We start from the raw sequence: 18,260 nt of genomic DNA, 5'->3' as shown, positions 1-18,260 counted from the left end.
TCCATTTTTCATCTTAAAGATAAGAGACACCAAAAAAGACAAACCTCCAAAAAGAAGTTTGTCTTCGGTCTGAGGCATCCTAAAATAGGATGCCTTCATGTTTTTCTAGGCTTATTTATTTTGAAAAGACCTTAGCCAAACGTTCACAAGCCTCTTGCAGGACTTTCTGAGGTGTAGCAACATTGATACGAGCATGGCCAACACCTTCCTGTCCAAAGGTCGAGCCAACATTTAAAATCAGTTTGGCTTCTTCTTTAATTTTATAATGAAGCTCTTCATCAGATAGATTATAGGCAGAGAAATCCAACCAAACCAGATAGGTTCCTTCTGGTTTCATGACCTTAATTTTTGTATGCTGGGTCAAGTAGTCGACCAGCAGATTGATGTTTGCTTCTAAAATCGTTTTTAACTCTATCAGCCAAGGTTTCCCTTGACGAAAAGCTGTATAGGTCGTAATGAGACCAATAGTAGGAACCTCATGCTGGTTATTTCCCAGCTGACGCTTTTTAAATTGCGCACGCAGTTCTGGATTTTCAATAATTGCAAAACTATTTTTAGTTCCCGCAACATTAAATGTTTTAGTGGCGCTGGACAAAACTATGGTAAAGTCCTTAAAATCACCAACAGTATTAATACTGTAATGTTTATTACCAAAAAGGGCTAAATCTTGATGAATCTCATCAGAAATAATAATCACCTGATGCTTACGGCAAAGTTCTGCAATTTTGACTAGCTCCTCGATTGTCCAAACACGACCACCAGGATTATGGGGACTGCAGAAAACATAAAGCTTCACATCATTGGTCACAATATCCTTTTCTAACTGTTCAAAGTCAATTTCAAATCGCCCCTCATTTTTAATAAGAGAGTTTTCAACCAAGCGACGGTTATTGAGTTTGACGGAACGGGCAAAAGGAGGATAGACCGGTGTATTGATTAAAATGGCATCATTTTCTTGTGTAAAAGACTGGATGGCAACCGAAATAGCTGGAACCACCCCTTCAATAAGGACTAGGTCTTCCTTAGCGATGGCGTAGCCGTGTTCTTGCTTTTCCCAATCAATAATAGCGTCATAAAGTTCATCTGAAAAATAGGAATAACCATAAACACCATAGTCTGCATAGCGATGGATAGCGGCCTCCATTTCCGGAAAGGCTAAAAAGTCCATATCGGCGACCCAAAGAGGCAAGAGATCAGCATCCCTTTCAACTTCTTGCCATTTGACAGAGTGGTTGTTAAGACGGTTAGGTACAGTTGTAAAATCGTATATAGTCATAGGTTCTCCTCAATGACAGTGAATCAAAACAAAAAGTGACGAAATTAAATTTGGTTAGAGAGATAGAGCCTGCTCTAAATCAGCAATTAAATCCCTAGCATCCTCGATACCAATCGACAACCTCAGCAAATCATCTGTTAAACCGTAAGAAGCTCGGACATCAGCTGGAATATCAGCGTGAGTTTGGGTTGCCGGATAGGTAATCAAACTCTCTACACCACCGAGGCTTTCAGCAAAAGTGAAAACCTTGAGATTATTGATGATGGTAGGAATCTTAGATTTATCAGTAAGCTTAAAGGAAATCATACCGCCCTTACCAGTAAAGAGGACTTCCTTAACGGCTGGCGATTGCTCTAAAAAGGCGGCTACTTCTTTAGCATTCTGAGTTGAAGCCTCCATCCGTAATTTCAAGGTTTTGAGACCTCGCATCAACATGTAACTGTCAAAGGGAGACAGATTTGGACCTGTGGTATTAAGGTTGTAAAGCAATTTATCATTATAGTCTTGATTGTTAGTCACTACTACACCTGCTAGCACATCATTATGACCTGCCAAATACTTCGTTGCAGAATGAATAACGATATCTGCTCCTAAAGGAATTGGATTTTGATAAATAGGACTGTAAAAAGTGTTATCTACTATAACTACTACCCCCTTTTCATGGGCCGCTTTGGCAATCTTAGCGATGTCAAATTCAACCATGAGAGGATTGGTTGGTGTCTCGATATAGACAATATCTGTCTCTTCTGAAATCGCCGCCAGCATCTCTTCCTCAGTGTTCGTGTATTCAAAGAAGAAACAGCCCTGCTTCTCCTGATCGTTGAACCAGCGGAAAGAACCTCCATAGAGATCACGAGCAGCAACGACGCGGCTGCCCACCGGAAAAATTTCAAAGGCAAGAACGATTGCACTCATACCTGAGCTAGTCGCAATAGCATAATCTGCTTTCTCAATCGCTGCCAGGGTTTTTTCCAGGGTTGCACGCGTTGGATTCTTAGTACGAGTGTAATCAAAACCTGTTGATTGCCCAAATTCTGGATGTTGGTAGGTTGTTGAAAAATGAAGCGGAGCTGCCAAGGCCCCCGTTTCCTTATCAGATTTAATCCCAGCATGAGCCAACAGGGTAGCTAATTTATAATCTTGTGTCATCTTTCTACCTTTCCATTCCATTTAATACTACTATTTTAGCACTATTTCTCGACAAGAAAAACCTGCGGTCCATATTTATTATTGATAATCTATTATAAGAAATAATTATATCCAAAGTCTATTGTTCACCCACAAAAACTCTAGCAATTTATTTAGAATTCAGAATAAAAAGTAAAAAATCCCCCTTTGAATCAATCTTTTTATCCAACTTAAGAGATAGATATCTCTATTTGATGTGCAATTTTTGCCGTAAGCTCTCAGCACGACTGCCGATAATGCTGTCGACCTGATGAGTTCTCAGAGAGAGATAGCCATAAACAAGAACCCCTAAGGCACCAAGGACAATAACATAAACAAGACCAGACAGACGACCAGTAACAGGGTAGATGAAAGTCAGTCCCCAATAACCTAGCCCGACAACAAGTCCCATTACAGCTGTCATCCAGAGGATTGTCTTAGCGCCTTTTCTGATGTCAGCGTGGTCAAAGCCTGTTACCTCTTGGATACGGAAATACATAAGAACACTTGGAATCCATAAAGCTAGAGAGCTCGAAACAATTGGGCCATAGGCACCAAAGACATAGAGCGTAGGAATTTGAAAGACAAGTTTGGCTAAAATTCCCCAGAGAAAGTACTGAATAGCCTTTCGATTCTCAAAGAGGGCCTGCAACATAGGAGCCATCAGGGAATAAAGAGCCAAAAGCAGGGTCTCAGCCATTACTCCTATAAAGAGATAGAGGGCATCTTTTTCAGGCAAACCATAAAAAACGGTGTAGATTGGCTTGGCCAAAATCAGCGAACCGACAACAGCTGGTAGAATAAAAATCCAGAGCATTTGTAGATTGTTTACCACCACCTTACGCATATCTTCTGTATTCCTTTTAACAAAGGATTCGGTTAGAACTGGAATACCGACTCCACCGATGGAAGTTGCTACCGAAATTAAAATCATATTGATTTTACTCGGATTGGCTGATAGGTAAGCAAAGAGAACATTAAGTTCTTTCACACTGAGGTTGGTAAAGACAGCCAGACTATTGTTGAAAGTTCCTTGGTCTATCAACTGTAGGGTTTGAATAGCAGAACCTGTGATAATAAAGGGAATGGCTTCTTTAAAAGTTTCCTTTAGTAGACCAAAGGTATCAATACTAATTTTTTCTGTTGGCCTCGCAAAAATTTTTTTGAGCAGACCAGCCTTATGCAGGTAAAAAATCAGGACAGCCATGCTGGCAAGCATACCGATGAAGGCAGCTAGGGTTGATTGACTGACCGCTAAAACATAGTCCCCAGAACCCATTTGCATGATAAGGTAGGCCGTCAGCAACATCCAAATGACACGGATTAATTGCTCAAAAATTTGACTCATAGCATAGGGTTTGAAATCATTATAACCCTGAAAAATTCCTCGGACAACACTCATGGCCGGGAAAACCAAAACAGCATAGGACAAGCTATGAATAACTGGAATTAATTCTCTACCCGAACCTGAGAAAGTCGCAAAAAGTGGCGAAGCTAGGTACATAACAGCCGCAAAAACCAGACCAACAATTCCCATAAGTTTGAGAAAATTCCGAATCAAATGAATGGAATGATCTTCCTTACCCATGGCATTGTATTTGGCTATCTGCTTGGCGACGGCTACATTAATGCCGGTAGTTGATAGCAAGAGAAAGTAGGCATAGATATTATAGCCCATCCCATAGAGGGCATTGGCTTGACTACCATACTCTCCCATCCAAGCATACCAAGGAATGATATAGAGGGCTCCTAAAAGACGACTCAAAGTATTTCCAGCGGTAGACCAAAAGGTGCCTCGGACCATCTTCTCATTCTGCGTTAATTGTTTTTCTTCTGACATATTTCTTTCTTTCCAAAAAATAACTGCATTTTATTATAAACTTTTGCCTGTGACTTGTAAAACGGGAACTTTCAGTCTAAAATAGTAAACATGATTACAATGACAAAGGTGCTTGAAATTCTCAAGCAAGATAATAATTTTCGTGATATTAGCGACAAGGGCGATTTTCTCTATCAATGGAAAGAGGACTATCAATTCGACAGCATCAGCTACGATAGTCGTGAGGTGACAGCTACAACGCTTTTCTTCGTTAAAGGCGCTGCCTTTCGTAAAGAGTTTTTAGAGAGCGCAGTTCAATCCGGTTTGCAGTTCTACCTTGCTGAAAAAGATTTTGAAGTGGGGATTCCTGCTATTCTTGTTAATGACATTAAACAAGCCATGAGCTTGATTGCAATGGCCTTCTATGATTACCCTCAGGACAAGTTAAAACTTCTTGCCTTCACTGGAACTAAAGGCAAAACAACAGCTGCTTATTTTGCCTACAATATTCTCAAGCAATCCCACAAGCCAGCTATGCTCTCTACAATGAATACCACCTTAGATGGGCAAACTTTCTTTAAATCAGCCCTGACTACACCTGAAAGCCTTGATCTCTTCAAGATGATAGACGAGGCGGTCCGCAATGGCATGACCCATCTCATCATGGAGGTTTCTAGTCAGGCCTTCTTGGTTAAGAGAGTTTATGGCTTGACCTTTGATGTCGGAGTTTTTCTCAATATTAGCCCTGATCATATCGGCCCTATTGAGCACCCAAGCTTTGAAGATTATTTCTATCATAAGCGTCTCCTGATGGATAATAGCCGAGCCGTTGTTGTTAACAGCTCTATGGAACATTTTGCCATCATCCGTGATCAAGTCGCCCACATGCCTCATGATTTCTATGGTCAGCAGGCAGAGAATGCCATAAAAAACAGTCGAGCCTTTGATTTTAACGTTACTGGCAAGCTAGGTGGTCATTACGATATTCAGCTCATCGGTAATTTTAATCAGGATAATGCTCTGGCAGCCGGCCTAGCTTGTCTTAGACTAGGAGCCAGTCAAGCTGACATTCAAAAAGGGGTTGCCCAGACCTCTGTTCCTGGTCGCATGGAAGTACTGACTCAAGCCAATGGCGCCAAGGTATTTGTCGATTATGCCCACAATGGAGACAGTCTAGAAAAATTACTGGATGTCGTCAAACAGCACCAGACAGGGCAAAACGTTCTAATCCTTGGAGCTCCCGGAAATAAAGGCGAAAGCCGTCGAGCCGACTTCGGCCAAGTTATCAATCAATACCCGGATCTAAAGGTGATTCTGACAGCTGACGATCCTAATAAAGAAGAGCCTTTAGCAATTTCTCAAGAAATTGCCAGTTATATCAATCGTCCGGTCGATATCATTGTCGACCGCGAGGCCGCTATTGAAAAGTCCCTGCAACTCACCTGCAATGATAAGGACGCTGTTATCATTGCAGGCAAAGGAGCTGATGCCTTCCAGATTGTTAATGGTCAGCGCACAGCCTATGAAGGTGATTTAGAAGTTGCTAAAAAGTACCTCTAACAATTTCTAATAATTTTAAAGAAATGGTCTTAATGATAATAATTATAAAGAGCCAGTTCCCTTGACAGGACTGGCTTTTCGGTTTTTTCAAAAAAGTCTGATAATTCATCGGAAATGGTTCAAAATTTAAAATCCCTGTGTTATAATGTGGAAAGTATTTTAAAAGAAAGGAGGTCTTATGTCACTCATTCGTGCAGACAAAATTCAGGTAGCCTACGAGCACAGAATCATCATTGATGATCTGTCTCTGGCTATCCCTGAGGGAAAAATCACCACTATCATTGGTACTAACGGTTGCGGAAAGTCAACCCTACTCAAGGCTTTGACTCGAATTCAAGCCATCAAACAGGGGCATATTTATTTGGATGGTCAAGCCATCAGCTCCCTCCCAACTAAGGAAGTCGCTAAAAAGATAGCTCTCCTTCCCCAAGTTTTAGAGGCTGCCCAAGGCATCTCTGTCTATGATCTCATTTCCTATGGGCGCTTTCCCCACCAAAAATACTTAGGAAGCCTGACCCAAGAGGATCGTACTAAAATTCACTGGGCTATGGAAGTTACTAAGATTACAGACTTGGCCAATCGAGAGGTTGATAGTCTTTCTGGTGGCCAACGGCAACGGGTTTGGATTGCTATGGCACTTGCCCAAGATACCGATACCATTTTTCTTGATGAACCAACAACTTATTTGGATATGAATCACCAGCTAGAGATCCTCGAACTCCTGCAGGTGCTCAATCAAAGTGTAGGGAAAACTATCATCATGGTTCTGCACGACCTCAACCTATCAGCCCGCTTTTCTGATTACCTCGTAGCCATGAAGAATGGAGAAATCCGCTATGAAGGTTCGGTGAAACAAATAATGACAGCTGATATTTTGAGAGATGTCTTCAGTATTGAGGCTCAGCTCACTGAGGACCCTATCCACCATTACCCCATTCTGCTGACTTATCAGCTGATTAAATAGATTGATTTTAGGAGAAAATCAAATGAAAAAAATTCTAACAGCTCTTGTAGTCTGTTTTGCTCTTATTACCCTAGCAGCCTGCTCTAACTCTAGCAACAAAAACCAATCAGACCAGCAAGCTGTCTCTTCTATGCCCAAAATTGATGGCTTCACCTATTATGGCAAGGTGCCTAAAAATCCTAAAAAGGTTGTCAACTTCGCCTATTCTTATACTGGCTATCTCTTCCAACTGGGGGTTGATGTTTCAAGTTATTCCCTAGATTATGAAAAAGACAGTCCAGCCTTTGGTAATAAACTCAAGGATGCTAAGAAGTTGACTTCAGAAGATACAGAAGCTATCGCAGCTCAAAAGCCAGATCTCATCATTGCTTTTTCAACAGATAAAAATATTAAGCAGCTTAAGAAAATTGCGCCTGTTCTTGTCATTGAATATGGAAAAAATGATTACCTACAAATGTTGACCAACCTCGCTAAAGTCTTCGATAAGGAAGATAAAGCCAAAGAATGGCTCAAAAATTGGAAGGATAAAACAGCTCAAGCTAAAGAAGAACTCAAAGACTATATCCCTGAGAACACTACTTTCACAGTCATGGACTTTTATGATAAGGACCTCTACCTCTACGGTAACAACTGGGGTCGTGGCGGTGAGCTCGTTTACGATGCTCTAGGCTATTTGGCTCCACAAAAGGTAAAAGACGAGGTCTTTAAAAAAGGCTGGTACGGTGTTTCACAAGAGGTTATCGGCGACTATATCGGCGACTATGCCCTGCTCAACGTGAGCGACTCTTCCAAAAATGCTGCCGCCTCACTCAAAGAAAGTGACGTTTGGCAAAACATTCCAGCTGTTCAAAATAAACATATCCTAGAAGTTGATGAGAATCTTTTCTACTTCTCAGACCCAATGTCACTTGATGCGCAGCTCAAATCATTTGTAGATGCGGTCAAGAAAGCTAATTCTTAAAAAAGGATTTTTATATGTATCAAGAGGAAAATCTTCTTAAGCGGAAAAACAAGCCAATTCTCGCTTGGCTTGTTTTTTTCATTAGTCTACTCTTTATCCTAGGTTGCTATGTTAGTCTGCGTTTCGGAGCTGTCAATTACATTCATACTCAAGTCTGGCAGGTGATCCAAAATCCCTTGCAAGATTCAGCGATACAAGATGTGATCTTTGATTTGCGATTCCCCCGATTTCTAGCAGCTATTCTAGTCGGGGCTGCCTCAGCTCAAGCTGGAGCAATTATGCAGGGAATAACCCGTAATCCCATCGCCGATCCTGGTCTATTAGGTATTAATGCTGGGGCTGGTTTGGCCTTGATCATCGGCTATGCTATTTGGGGGAGCCTGCATTATAGTCTTATTTTACTTCTTTGTCTGCTGGGTTCTCTTTTAGCAGCTATTTTAGTCATTGGGCTCTCTTATCAGCCACAAAAGGGCTATCATGCCATTCGTCTCATTTTAGCCGGAGCCATGGTTTCAACTTTTTTCTCTGCTATCGGTCAAACCCTTACTCTATATTTCAACTTAGAAACTCGAGTTATCGGTTGGCAGGCTGGTGGGTTAGCACAGATAAATTGGCCAATGCTAGCAACCATTGCTCCCTTCATCATTATAGGATTGTTACTGGCGCAGTTACTGGCCCATCAGTTGACCATTATCAGTCTCAATGAGACAGTTGCCAAGTCCTTGGGTCAACGGACAAACTTGATAAGCTTCGCTCTCTTAGCTATTGTTTTATTACTTTCAGCCGGAGCTGTCGCCTTAGTCGGAACTATCGCTTTTATCGGATTGATCATTCCTCATTTCATTAGAGTTTTTGTGGTTAAAGACTATCGTTATTTATTACCACTAACAGCCTTTACGGGAGCAACCTTCATGGTTTGGGTGGATATTGTCAGCCGCATTCTCAATCCTCCGGCAGAAACACCAATTAGTGCTATTATCAGTCTTGTTGGCCTCCCTTGTTTCCTATGGCTCATTAGAAGAGGAGATGATTTATGAGAAATTATCAGGTTAATGTCAAACATTTCGCCACACTTATCGTCCTCTTATCACTCGTGATTCTATTGTCTTTATCGCTGGGTTACACCAATTCATCTCTGAGAGATATCTTTGATTTACTGGTGGGGCAGATTGACCAAGCTAGTAGCTTCATCATTATCCAAATTCGTTTGCCACGTATTCTAGTTTGCCTCTTAGGTGGGGCCTCTCTAGCCTTAGCCGGTGTACTTCTACAAACACTAACTAAAAATGCTTTGGCCGATTCTGGTATCCTAGGAATCAATGCCGGGGCTGGGCTAGCCATTGCTATTATCATTGGAAGCTTGCATACCAGTGCCTTAGAAATAATTAATTTCTTGCCCCTCTTGGCCATGTTTGGTGGGATTGCAACTATTCTTTTAGTTTATGGTATCTCTTTAAAAAAGAACCGTGGAATCAACCCAACCCGCCTAATTATCGCAGGGGTCGGCGTTTCCAGTATGCTGTCTGGTATTATGGTCTCTGTTATCAGCAGCAGCGACGATAATCAAATGGACTATATCATTTCCTGGTTGAGCGGCGAAATCACTGGCAATGATTGGGCGACCTTGAGCTTGTTCGCTCCTGCTCTCCTTGTAATTTGGTGTCTAACCTTTAGCCGTAGCAAGTCTCTCAATATTATGAATCTCAACGAACAGACGGCTCTTGCTCTGGGTTTGAACCTACAAAAGGAACGTCTGATTACACTTATCCTAGCAACCGCTCTCGCCTCAATCAGTGTCGTCCTAGTCGGCAACATCACCTTCATCGGACTCTTAGCCGGACATATTGCTAAAGGCTGGCTAGGAAGTCAGCACCAAATCAGCCTACCTGCTGCCATGTTGATTGGTATGATTCTTCTCACTTCAGCTGATACTATCGCTCGAGTGCTCTTAGTGGGAACAGGGATCCCCACCGGCATTATTGTTTCTATCATTGGAGCCCCTTACTTCCTCTACCTGATGATAAGTTTAGAAAAATAAAGAATAGGATAGAAAAACCGAAGCTCTTTGGTTTTTCTATCCTATTCTTTGTTTATTTTTATAGATTGCTTCAATATAGCTTAGAGTTAGACTAAGATTGGGCAAAAATCAGCTTTTCGCTGTCAAAGGATAGTTTTAATTCATATTTATCATCTGCATTTTTTTCAATATAACCCAACAATTCCAAGACCTGCACAAAGATATCCGGACGCTTTTGGGGAACTTGCATTTTACGACCAAACTTCAAGAGAAAAGTGGTCATATATTTCAGCGCATACTCTTGATTAACATCGCCTAAGATGGCATAGATTCGCTCTTGTTCTTGTGTCAGAGGTTGACCTACCTTTAGCTTATGGAAATAGTTTGCTAAGCCTAAGCTCGTGCGTTCAAAATCAGTTTTTTCAACCAGAATAGCTTGATTAGTAGTGTTAGTCAGATGCGTTTCAAACTCTCGTTTCAACAATACCTGATAGGCTGGACTTTGATCTTCTATAAAAATCATATCATCCAAAGCAACTTGATCCGCATTTCTCAAAAGCGGCACATTCAAATAATAATGCTTATCCTGACGCAGAATATAGCCTGCTTGAACATAATCTTCAATACTTCGTTCCAAATTTTGAACCTGAGGAAAATCACGTTTAATCTGCCGTAGAATAATCGCTTCATGTGTGTTCAAATAATTGATGAGATCTTGAAAAAATAGTTGACGCGTCAACTTATTAGGGTTTAAAACAATGATCATAAATGCTCCCGATAGCTTAAATTCTTGAGTCAATATCAACCGGCTGGTAAGGGCCTTAGATTTTTGGGGCTACCAAAACTGGCAGTCAACTCTCCTTTTTGCAAAATATGACCCTGCATAGCCTTTAATAGCTGCGCTTTCAGCGTCCAACGTCCAAGATTTAAAGGACTGTCCAAGACATAAACAATAAAACGATAACGATGGGTTTGTCCCAGAGGAGGCTTAGGTCCGGCATAAGCATACCAGCCATAGGCAATTCCTTGCCGGGCTGGCACTAAATTAGCAGGTTCAAATCCCCTAGCAATAGCAGGTGGAATCCTAGTAGAAATTGGAATATTCCAGATGAGCCAGTGGGTAAAGTCTTTCTTCAAGGGATGGGTCAGATCTTCTAATGTAATAGCAAGTGTCTTGGCCTGAGGCGAAAGATTTTCCAAATAAAAGGCTGGCGATTTATTCTCTCCTTTTCCCGTATTATCAATAGGAAATTCACCACCATCAAAAAATCCCGGACAGGTAAATAGCAATCTCTCTACCATGATTCTCACTTCCTTAAGCCGTTTATCAGCCAATAAGCTAGGCTAATAATAGTTTTTACTCATCACTATTATAACAAATACCCTAGCTCCCATTCAAACCAAGGCTTGAGGAATTCTATATTTAATTTACCCAAAAATATAGATGCTGACAAGATCAACAAGGGCTATCACTATATAGATCCAACCAACTCTGTTTTCCTAAAGCAAAAAAGCTTTCAGTGAACCTAGAGCAAAAGCAACTACTTCTAAGCCTGATTCCGCCAAACTTGTCACCTCCTCATGCCAGAGCCAGATAAGAGCGATCCCATCTAATACAGCAAAGCTGATTTTTATTAAGTCAAGACTTTTCTCTCAGCAAGCCAAAGACAGTTACTAGCTCCAAAAACGCACCTGCATGACGAGACTCACTAACATTTGCTTATCCTTCTTTTTGTAAAATACTATAAGTTAGATAATCTGTCACAATTGCCTGCAGGCGCTCATCATAGACCCCTCCTTCTGTTGCATAGGTACTAATCGTCCCCAGCAGAAAAAAATAGACACCACGCACGATATTTAAAGCCTGTTCATCGTTCATATAATCTGGTAATACTTGTTTTATTAGGTCTCTTAAAATATTAAAACTATCTATCCGTAAAGTATTGACAGGATTAGCAAAAGCAGGCAAATCCACTCGATCACCACCATATATAAACAAGAGGTGATAAGCATTAATATGCTGGAAACCAAAAGCAATAAAACTATGACAGATTTGTAGCAATTTATCAGCAGGGGGAAGTTTCGACTGATTGATGTTCAAAGAATTCTGATAAAGTCCCTCCAGCGGCTCATGAGCTACCTCATAAAGAATTTCATCTTTATTTTTAAAATAAAGATAAATAGCCGTATGGGAACAGCCTGCCCTTTTAGCAATTTCGCGCACTCCAACCGCCTGATAAGATTTCTCAGCAAAAAGGCTCTGAGCAGCTCTGATAATTCTTTGCTTGGTTCCTTCTACTTTGTCTGACACCACGAACTATTCTCCAATTCTTTCAAGGGCTCTCGTATCTCACCGCCGTGACAGACACTGAGAAGAACATGAGGATACTGGGTCAATACATTATGAGCTGTCTTTAGAGCCTGATCCATATCAGCTGTAAAAGCCTTCATAGGTGGTCTCAGTCTACCAAAACGATTGGTTGTCAGCATATCACCCGCCAGTAGAACATTATCCTCCTTATGATAATAACAGGTGTGCCCTGGCGAATGACCTGGTGCAAAAACTGGCAACAACCCCGCCTGCTTCAATAAGGTCTCAGCTTCAGCACCCTCCAAAAAAGTGAAAAATTTTTCATCAAAAATCTTAGCTTCTATCTTCTTACGACGAGGATAGGGTACCTGACCAGTCACATAAGGGAGTTCTCGTCTATCTATGATGACCGGTAGATCCGGCAGCAGGTCTTTTAACGCAGGTAGACCTCCAATATGATCAGAATGACCATGCGTTAAAAAAAACGCCTGAATAGTTCGCTGATCAAGATAACGCTCCACTAAGTATTTCGCCATACTCCCTATACCTGTATCAATGAGAAAATAAACGCCATCTTTTTCTACAACCCAAATACTGATAATAAAGACACCAATATCAAACGCCACTTCAAAAATATGTGGACTGATTTGCTTCTTTTTAGAAATAATACCATATAGTACTCGATTCATTTTCAACCTCCTATTATATAACCACTGGTTAGTTATTGCTATTTTAGCATTTTCACAAAAAATTGCAAGCAAAAATAAAAGAACTCGATTCCATCCAAGACAAAATCGAGTTCTATATTAATAAACAAATAGATTACACCAGCGAAAACATCCTTATCTAGTCAATTCAATTTTTTCCAAAAACTCCGGTTAACTATAAATTGTAGAAGCCCCAGAGTACTCAATCCTAAAAGAACAAAAACAAGACTGATAAGCCAAGGATTGATAAATTGAGCAAGCACAATAGCAAGGATGACTAGAGGAAGACCAATAAACAGACCACCCAAAATTAAGCTAAAAATCAGCCATTGACCCCCGCCACGATTGAAAAGATGAGTGATATCTTGCCAATTAAGGACTAACAAGCGATAATCACGACTATAAAATATTTGTCCCATGACAAAACTAGTCAAGATATAAGCAACAAGAAAATTAATCAAAAGCAGTAAAGAGAGATTGGCTGCTAAGCTGATACTCATCAATATAAGAACAGGAATGAAAATTTGTAAACCTGCCAAAACCAGATATTTTTGCTTAACAAAGGTTTTAAAGTTGATGGGTAAGGCTTTGAAAACATAATAGTTTTCCTTTTCTAAGGATAAGCCAACACCAACTAGAGAACTTGGAGTCGCAGACATCACTCCCATAATCATACCAATTAACCAAGCGATACCAAAGAAAGACTGAGAAATACGCTCAAAGAGATTGCCCCCATTCATAAATCCAGGTATTAGCATCATCAATGGAAAAAGTAGGGGGAGATAAGTCTGTATCAGCAGAGGTCCATTTTGAATTGTTGATAAATGATGGCGGACAAGCGTTTTCCCCAAACTACTGTCCTTATAGGCTTTATTCTTTCTTAATTTTTGATGAGCAGAACTGCTATAAAGCGTTTCTTGATAAAAACGTGGCACCATAAATTTGGCTATAATCAGAACCAACAACAAGACGAGTAATAAGGGGAGATAAAAATTATAGATAGACATTGTGCTAAAGGGATGCACAGCAATATCATAAAAGCCTCTAAAGTAAGGAAGCAGTGGTCGATCTACATTCTGCTTGGTTACATCATAATGTGTTGAACTAAAATTTAGATAAACCCAGATAGCGATCCAAACAACCGTTACAATAATCATCAATAGGCTGGAAAAGAGCTTACGATGCTGGCTTTTCACTACCAAACGACCGAGCAGATGATTAAAAAGTAAGGAAAGCGTGATGCAAGTCACAAATATAATCAAAAAATTAATGACAGCTAAAACGACTCCGATGGGCCCCATTATTCGCCAGTAGGTAATGGTGAGCATTGCTAGTATCGGTAGAAGAAAAACAGCGCCCATTCCCAAAGATGAGATGACTTTGGCCAGATAAACTTCTGATTGTTTAATAGGGAGCGGTGCATAAAGTCCCAAATCTTTGCTGTCGTAAAAAATAGAATACATGGCTGAAAAACTATAGAAAATGGACATGATAAAGAAGGAAGCCAAATACTGAGTAAACACTCCAGGAAATGCTTTAAAGTCTACTGCCGAAAAATTTGTAAAAAATATCAACGTAAACAGAACTATTAGAAATAATTGCTGGCGCATCACCGATTTATAAGCAGTATATGTTTTATTAGGATTTTTCTCACGCTTCTTCTTAATTTGCGACATGCTTTGAGGATTGGAATAGAGGACATTGATTTTTGTCAATTCCCAAATCGTTGACCAAGACATGTTACTCTCCTTCCTGAGCCTGACGACCCGCGATTTCTAAATAGATGGTTTCTAAATCTTTTTCAGGATAACGGGCCTTTAGCTCGTCCAAGGTCCCTACAAAAATGAGTTTCCCTTGTTTAAGAATCCCGATACGGTCGCATAATTGTTCGGCTACCTGCAGGACATGGGTAGAGAAAATAACCGTCTTACCACCAGCCGTATGATGCTTCATCATTTCCTTGAGATCAAAAGAGGCTTGCGGATCAAGACCCGTCAAAGGCTCATCCAAAATCCAGATATCGGGATTGATAACCAAGGCACCGATAACAATAACCTTTTGCCGCATGCCATGTGAAAAACTGTCAATGATATCGTTCTGCTGTTCTGTTAAATCAAAAAGATCAGCCAATTCTCGAATTCGAGAGTCCACTAGGGAAGTCTCAATCCCATAAATTTTTCCAAGGAAATGCCAGTATTCATTAGCAGAAAGATTAAGGAAAATATCCGGCGAATCTGGAACATAACCAATTTTACGTTTGATAGCATCACGATTTTCAGACAGACGCATACCATCAACAAAAACCTCACCATAACTAGTCTCAATAATAGAAGTGAGGATGCTAATCGTTGTTGTTTTACCGGCACCATTGTGGCCAATTAGTCCAAATATTTCACCATCTTTGATGGTTAAATTCAAGTCACTCAAAGCTTCTTTAGTACCATATAGCTTTGATACGTGTTGAAATTCAATCATGATTATCTCCTTTATTTCATTTATAGTAATAATATTGTACTATATAAATATTACAGCGTCAATTGAAATCGATAACAACCTCTTATCAAAAAGTTGATTAACTTGGCCGCTATCACTTGCCTAGCAAGGGATAAAGACTGCCAATCAACCCTTTCGTTAATCTGCCTAAAGCTAGAGCAAAACAAAAAGGCAGGACTTTGTCCCAGCCTCTTTTAAGTATTAAGTTATTGATGATTAAAAGACTTATAAAGTCGCTTGGCATTGTCAACGGTAAATCCATATTCCTTAAAGATACGCTCACCTGGTGCCGACCCCCCCCAAGTATCAATGGTTAAGGTCTTACCATTAAGACCAACATATTTGCCCCAGCCAAAGCTTGACCCAGCCTCAATAGCTAAACGCTTGGTCACAGCTGCTGGTAAGACAGACTCCTTATAGTCTGCCGATTGTTCATCAAAGATATTTTGCGCAGGCATTGATACAACGCGCACATACACACCATCTGCTTCAAGAGCTGTTTGGGTATCCAAGGCCAATTTTACTTCAGAACCTGTCGCAATGAGGATACCATCCAAGTCACCCTTGGCTTCAGACAAAACATAAGCACCCTTATTAACACCAACTTGAGCTAACTCCTTAGTTCCATCAAGAACAGGTAAACCTTGACGAGTCAAGACCAGCATGGTTGGACGGTCAGTTTCAGCCAAGGCACGGCGCCAAGCAGCATTAGTTTCATTACCATCTGCTGGACGAATAACATTAAGATTAGGCATTGAACGAACACTAGCTAATTGTTCAACCGGTTCGTGAGTTGGACCATCTTCTCCAACTGCAATAGAGTCATGAGTCATAACATAGACAGTTGGTAGGCTTTGCAAGGCAGCCATCCGAACTGCCGGAAGCAGATAGTTTGAAAAGACAAAGAAGGTTCCACCATAGACACGTGTTCCACCATGCAGGGCAATACCATTCATAGCTGCCGCCATGGCAAATTCACGTACCCCAAACCAGATATTACGACCGATATAGTTATCCGCTTGAAAATCTGTTTCTGTTGTAACCATCGTATTGTTTGAAGCTGACAGGTCTGCTGAGCCACCCCAGAAATTAGGTAGTTGGGCAGAAATTTGTTGAATAGCCTGTTGACTAGACACACGGCTAGCAACAGCACTTCCTAATTCATGAGCTGCTAATTCAACCGTTTCGGCCTCATTGCTAAAAGCTGCTTGATATTCAGCTGCTAATTCTGGATAGGCTTCCTTGTATTCACGAAATTTAGTATCCCAAGTATTTTCGGCTGCTTCTCCACGAAAACGAATACCGATTTCAAAACGACGTTTAACTTCATCAGGAACTGTGAAAGCTGGGTAATCGTAACCTAGTTGTTTTTTGGCATAATCAATACCTTCTTGACCCAGAGGTGCACCGTGGACAGCCGATGTTCCCTGTTTTTCAGCACCAAAACCAATAATGGTTTTCACTTCGATAATGGTTGGCTTTTGCGTCTCAGCCTGGGCTGTTTTAATTGCAGCTTCAATTGCTTCAAGATCATTTCCATCTTTAACAAGGATATGTTGCCAGCCGTAAGCTTCAAATTTTTCTTTAACATCTTCAGTGAAAGCCATTGACGTAGGACCATCAAGAGAAATATCATTTGAATCGTAAAGGAGGATCAATTTTCCTAATTTGAGATGGCCAGCAAGACTAGCCGCTTCTTGACTAACCCCTTCCATTAAGCAACCATCCCCATTTAAAGCATAGGTATAATGATCAACAATATCAAATCCCGGCTTATTGAACTTAGCAGCAAGGTGAGCTTCTGCCATCGCCATACCTACTGCATTAGCGATGCCCTGACCGAGTGGTCCAGTTGTAGCTTCAACACCGTCGGTATGGTTCACTTCGGGGTGTCCTGGAGTCTTAGAACCCCATTGACGAAAGTTTTTCAAATCGTCCATACTAACATCGTAGCCTGATAAGTGCAAGAGACTATAAAGAAGGGCACTACCATGACCAGCTGATAACACAAAACGATCACGATTACTCCATGAGCGGCTTGTTTTTGGATTGACGTTCATTATACGATTCCAAAGCACATAAGCCATAGGTGCAGCACCCATAGGAAGACCTGGGTGACCGGAATTGGCAGCCTGAATCGCTTCAATAGAAAGCGAACGGATGGTATTTACTGAAAGTTGATCAATAGCATCAAATGTCATTTTTTGACCTCTCTATCTTTGATTAAAACAACAATATTCGCTATTATTGTATCATAATTTCCCTTGATATAGTTAGAAAATCAAGAGAAAGTCAACTTGATATTCATTACTCAATGACTTTCCTTTGTCTTTTGATTTCTACCAAAGACAGTACTGAACAGAAATAACTATAGCAACAAAATCAATAATACCTGCTATTAATTGCTTTTGAATGGCTAATTATCTTTCAAAATAACAGAATCTGAAGATGAAGTAATCCTAAGCTAAGTCATACACTGAAGATAGACTTAGAAGCAAGCAATAAGAGACGTTCTAAAATTTTCCCTTGACCTTCCCCAAGGGAGAATACTCTTCTTGAAAAGTCTATAGCCTACCAGTATCCTTTAAGTAAAACTCCCGATCCAATTCAAATTCCTTATCTTTTTTCAGACAAGATTAACTCTCTTTCAGATAACCGCATCGTTTAACTTTTTTTATCAAATGATAAATCGTTAGCTGTTGAAAGCCCTGCTTTTTCGCTCAGTAAAGCTAACAGGGCAGCTTCTTTTGTATTTTGTCTTATCATAACGCTTCCTCACCTATGCCTTTATTCTATAATAATGAGTCTTGTAAGCCCCTGCTTTTGTTTCTTTCAGTGGTCATTCTTTTATTTCAAAACATAACTTAGTCTGTCCACTTAAAAGTAACAAAAAACCATCCTTAGAGATGGTTTCAGACCGAAGACAAACTTCTTTTTGGAGGTTTGTCTTTTTTGGTGTCTCTTATCTTTAAGATGAAAAATGGA

15 protein-coding genes are annotated in these 18,260 nt (G+C 40.5%); 5 read left to right on the top strand and 10 right to left on the bottom strand.

What is annotated here, in order from left to right:
- Positions 1-115 precede the first annotated feature (115 nt).
- The 3 genes from ACFOSE_RS07790 to ACFOSE_RS07780 all read right to left on the bottom strand — a co-directional run bounded on the left by ACFOSE_RS07790 (position 116) and on the right by ACFOSE_RS07780 (position 4,283).
- Positions 116-1,276 (bottom strand): MalY/PatB family protein, encoded by a 1,161-nt coding sequence (locus tag ACFOSE_RS07790; RefSeq protein WP_380432224.1) that lies wholly within the window; start codon positions 1,274-1,276, stop codon positions 116-118.
- Positions 1,277-1,330: 54 nt separating this feature from the next.
- Positions 1,331-2,425 (bottom strand): cystathionine gamma-synthase, encoded by a 1,095-nt coding sequence (locus tag ACFOSE_RS07785; protein ID WP_380432222.1) that lies wholly within the window; start codon positions 2,423-2,425, stop codon positions 1,331-1,333.
- Positions 2,426-2,651: 226 nt separating this feature from the next.
- Positions 2,652-4,283: a putative polysaccharide biosynthesis protein gene (locus tag ACFOSE_RS07780; RefSeq protein ID WP_380432221.1), complete on the bottom strand. Its 1,632-nt coding sequence runs from the start codon at positions 4,281-4,283 to the stop codon at positions 2,652-2,654.
- Between the two features lie 90 nt (positions 4,284-4,373).
- On the opposite strand from ACFOSE_RS07780, the gene ACFOSE_RS07775 reads away from it, so the two are divergent.
- The 5 genes from ACFOSE_RS07775 to ACFOSE_RS07755 all read left to right on the top strand — a co-directional run bounded on the left by ACFOSE_RS07775 (position 4,374) and on the right by ACFOSE_RS07755 (position 9,785).
- On the top strand, positions 4,374-5,822 hold the full coding sequence (locus ACFOSE_RS07775; protein ID WP_380432219.1) for a UDP-N-acetylmuramoyl-L-alanyl-D-glutamate--L-lysine ligase: 1,449 nt from the start codon (positions 4,374-4,376) through the stop codon (positions 5,820-5,822).
- A 178-nt stretch (positions 5,823-6,000) separates the two neighbouring features.
- Positions 6,001-6,786, top strand: a complete 786-nt coding sequence (locus tag ACFOSE_RS07770) for an ABC transporter ATP-binding protein (protein WP_380432217.1) — start codon at positions 6,001-6,003, stop codon at positions 6,784-6,786.
- 22 nt (positions 6,787-6,808) lie between these two features.
- Complete coding sequence (locus ACFOSE_RS07765; RefSeq protein WP_380432215.1) at positions 6,809-7,747, top strand: ABC transporter substrate-binding protein; 939 nt, start codon at positions 6,809-6,811, stop codon at positions 7,745-7,747.
- Positions 7,748-7,761: 14 nt separating this feature from the next.
- Positions 7,762-8,784 (top strand): FecCD family ABC transporter permease, encoded by a 1,023-nt coding sequence (locus ACFOSE_RS07760; protein ID WP_380432213.1) that lies wholly within the window; start codon positions 7,762-7,764, stop codon positions 8,782-8,784.
- On the top strand, positions 8,781-9,785 hold the full coding sequence (locus ACFOSE_RS07755) for a FecCD family ABC transporter permease (RefSeq protein ID WP_380432211.1): 1,005 nt from the start codon (positions 8,781-8,783) through the stop codon (positions 9,783-9,785). Before ACFOSE_RS07760 ends, ACFOSE_RS07755 begins: the two co-directional genes overlap by 4 nt.
- Positions 9,786-9,876: 91 nt before the next feature.
- Here the strand turns inward: ACFOSE_RS07755 and ACFOSE_RS07750 are convergent, their stop codons facing one another.
- From ACFOSE_RS07750 to tkt, 7 genes are all read right to left on the bottom strand, one after another.
- A complete protein-coding gene (locus ACFOSE_RS07750; RefSeq protein ID WP_380432209.1) occupies positions 9,877-10,530 on the bottom strand; it encodes a DUF1803 domain-containing protein in 654 nt (217 codons plus the stop codon).
- Positions 10,531-10,565: 35 nt separating this feature from the next.
- The gene (locus ACFOSE_RS07745) at positions 10,566-11,066 is read right to left on the bottom strand and encodes a YbhB/YbcL family Raf kinase inhibitor-like protein (RefSeq protein WP_380432208.1); all 501 of its coding nucleotides are present in this window, start codon (positions 11,064-11,066) and stop codon (positions 10,566-10,568) included.
- Positions 11,067-11,484: 418 nt separating this feature from the next.
- Positions 11,485-12,078, bottom strand: a complete 594-nt coding sequence (locus ACFOSE_RS07740) for a TetR/AcrR family transcriptional regulator (protein ID WP_380432206.1) — start codon at positions 12,076-12,078, stop codon at positions 11,485-11,487.
- Positions 12,060-12,764: an MBL fold metallo-hydrolase gene (locus ACFOSE_RS07735; protein WP_380432205.1), complete on the bottom strand. Its 705-nt coding sequence runs from the start codon at positions 12,762-12,764 to the stop codon at positions 12,060-12,062. The genes ACFOSE_RS07740 and ACFOSE_RS07735 overlap by 19 nt, the downstream gene beginning before the upstream one ends.
- A gap of 161 nt (positions 12,765-12,925) precedes the next feature.
- Positions 12,926-14,521 carry a hypothetical protein gene (locus ACFOSE_RS07730; protein WP_380432204.1) on the bottom strand — a complete coding sequence of 532 codons (1,596 nt, stop codon included), beginning with the start codon at positions 14,519-14,521 and terminating at the stop codon, positions 12,926-12,928.
- 1 nt (position 14,522) lies between these two features.
- Complete coding sequence (locus ACFOSE_RS07725; RefSeq protein WP_380432203.1) at positions 14,523-15,257, bottom strand: ABC transporter ATP-binding protein; 735 nt, start codon at positions 15,255-15,257, stop codon at positions 14,523-14,525.
- 224 nt (positions 15,258-15,481) lie between these two features.
- Entirely contained in the window at positions 15,482-17,476 is a 1,995-nt protein-coding gene (gene tkt, locus ACFOSE_RS07720) for a transketolase (protein WP_380432201.1), read from the bottom strand.
- Positions 17,477-18,260 lie beyond the last annotated feature (784 nt).

The sequence above is a fragment of the Streptococcus dentapri genome (assembly GCF_042649885.1).
GTDB lineage: Bacteria > Bacillota > Bacilli > Lactobacillales > Streptococcaceae > Streptococcus > Streptococcus dentapri.
This window is presented reverse-complemented; position numbering and strand designations above follow the sequence as displayed.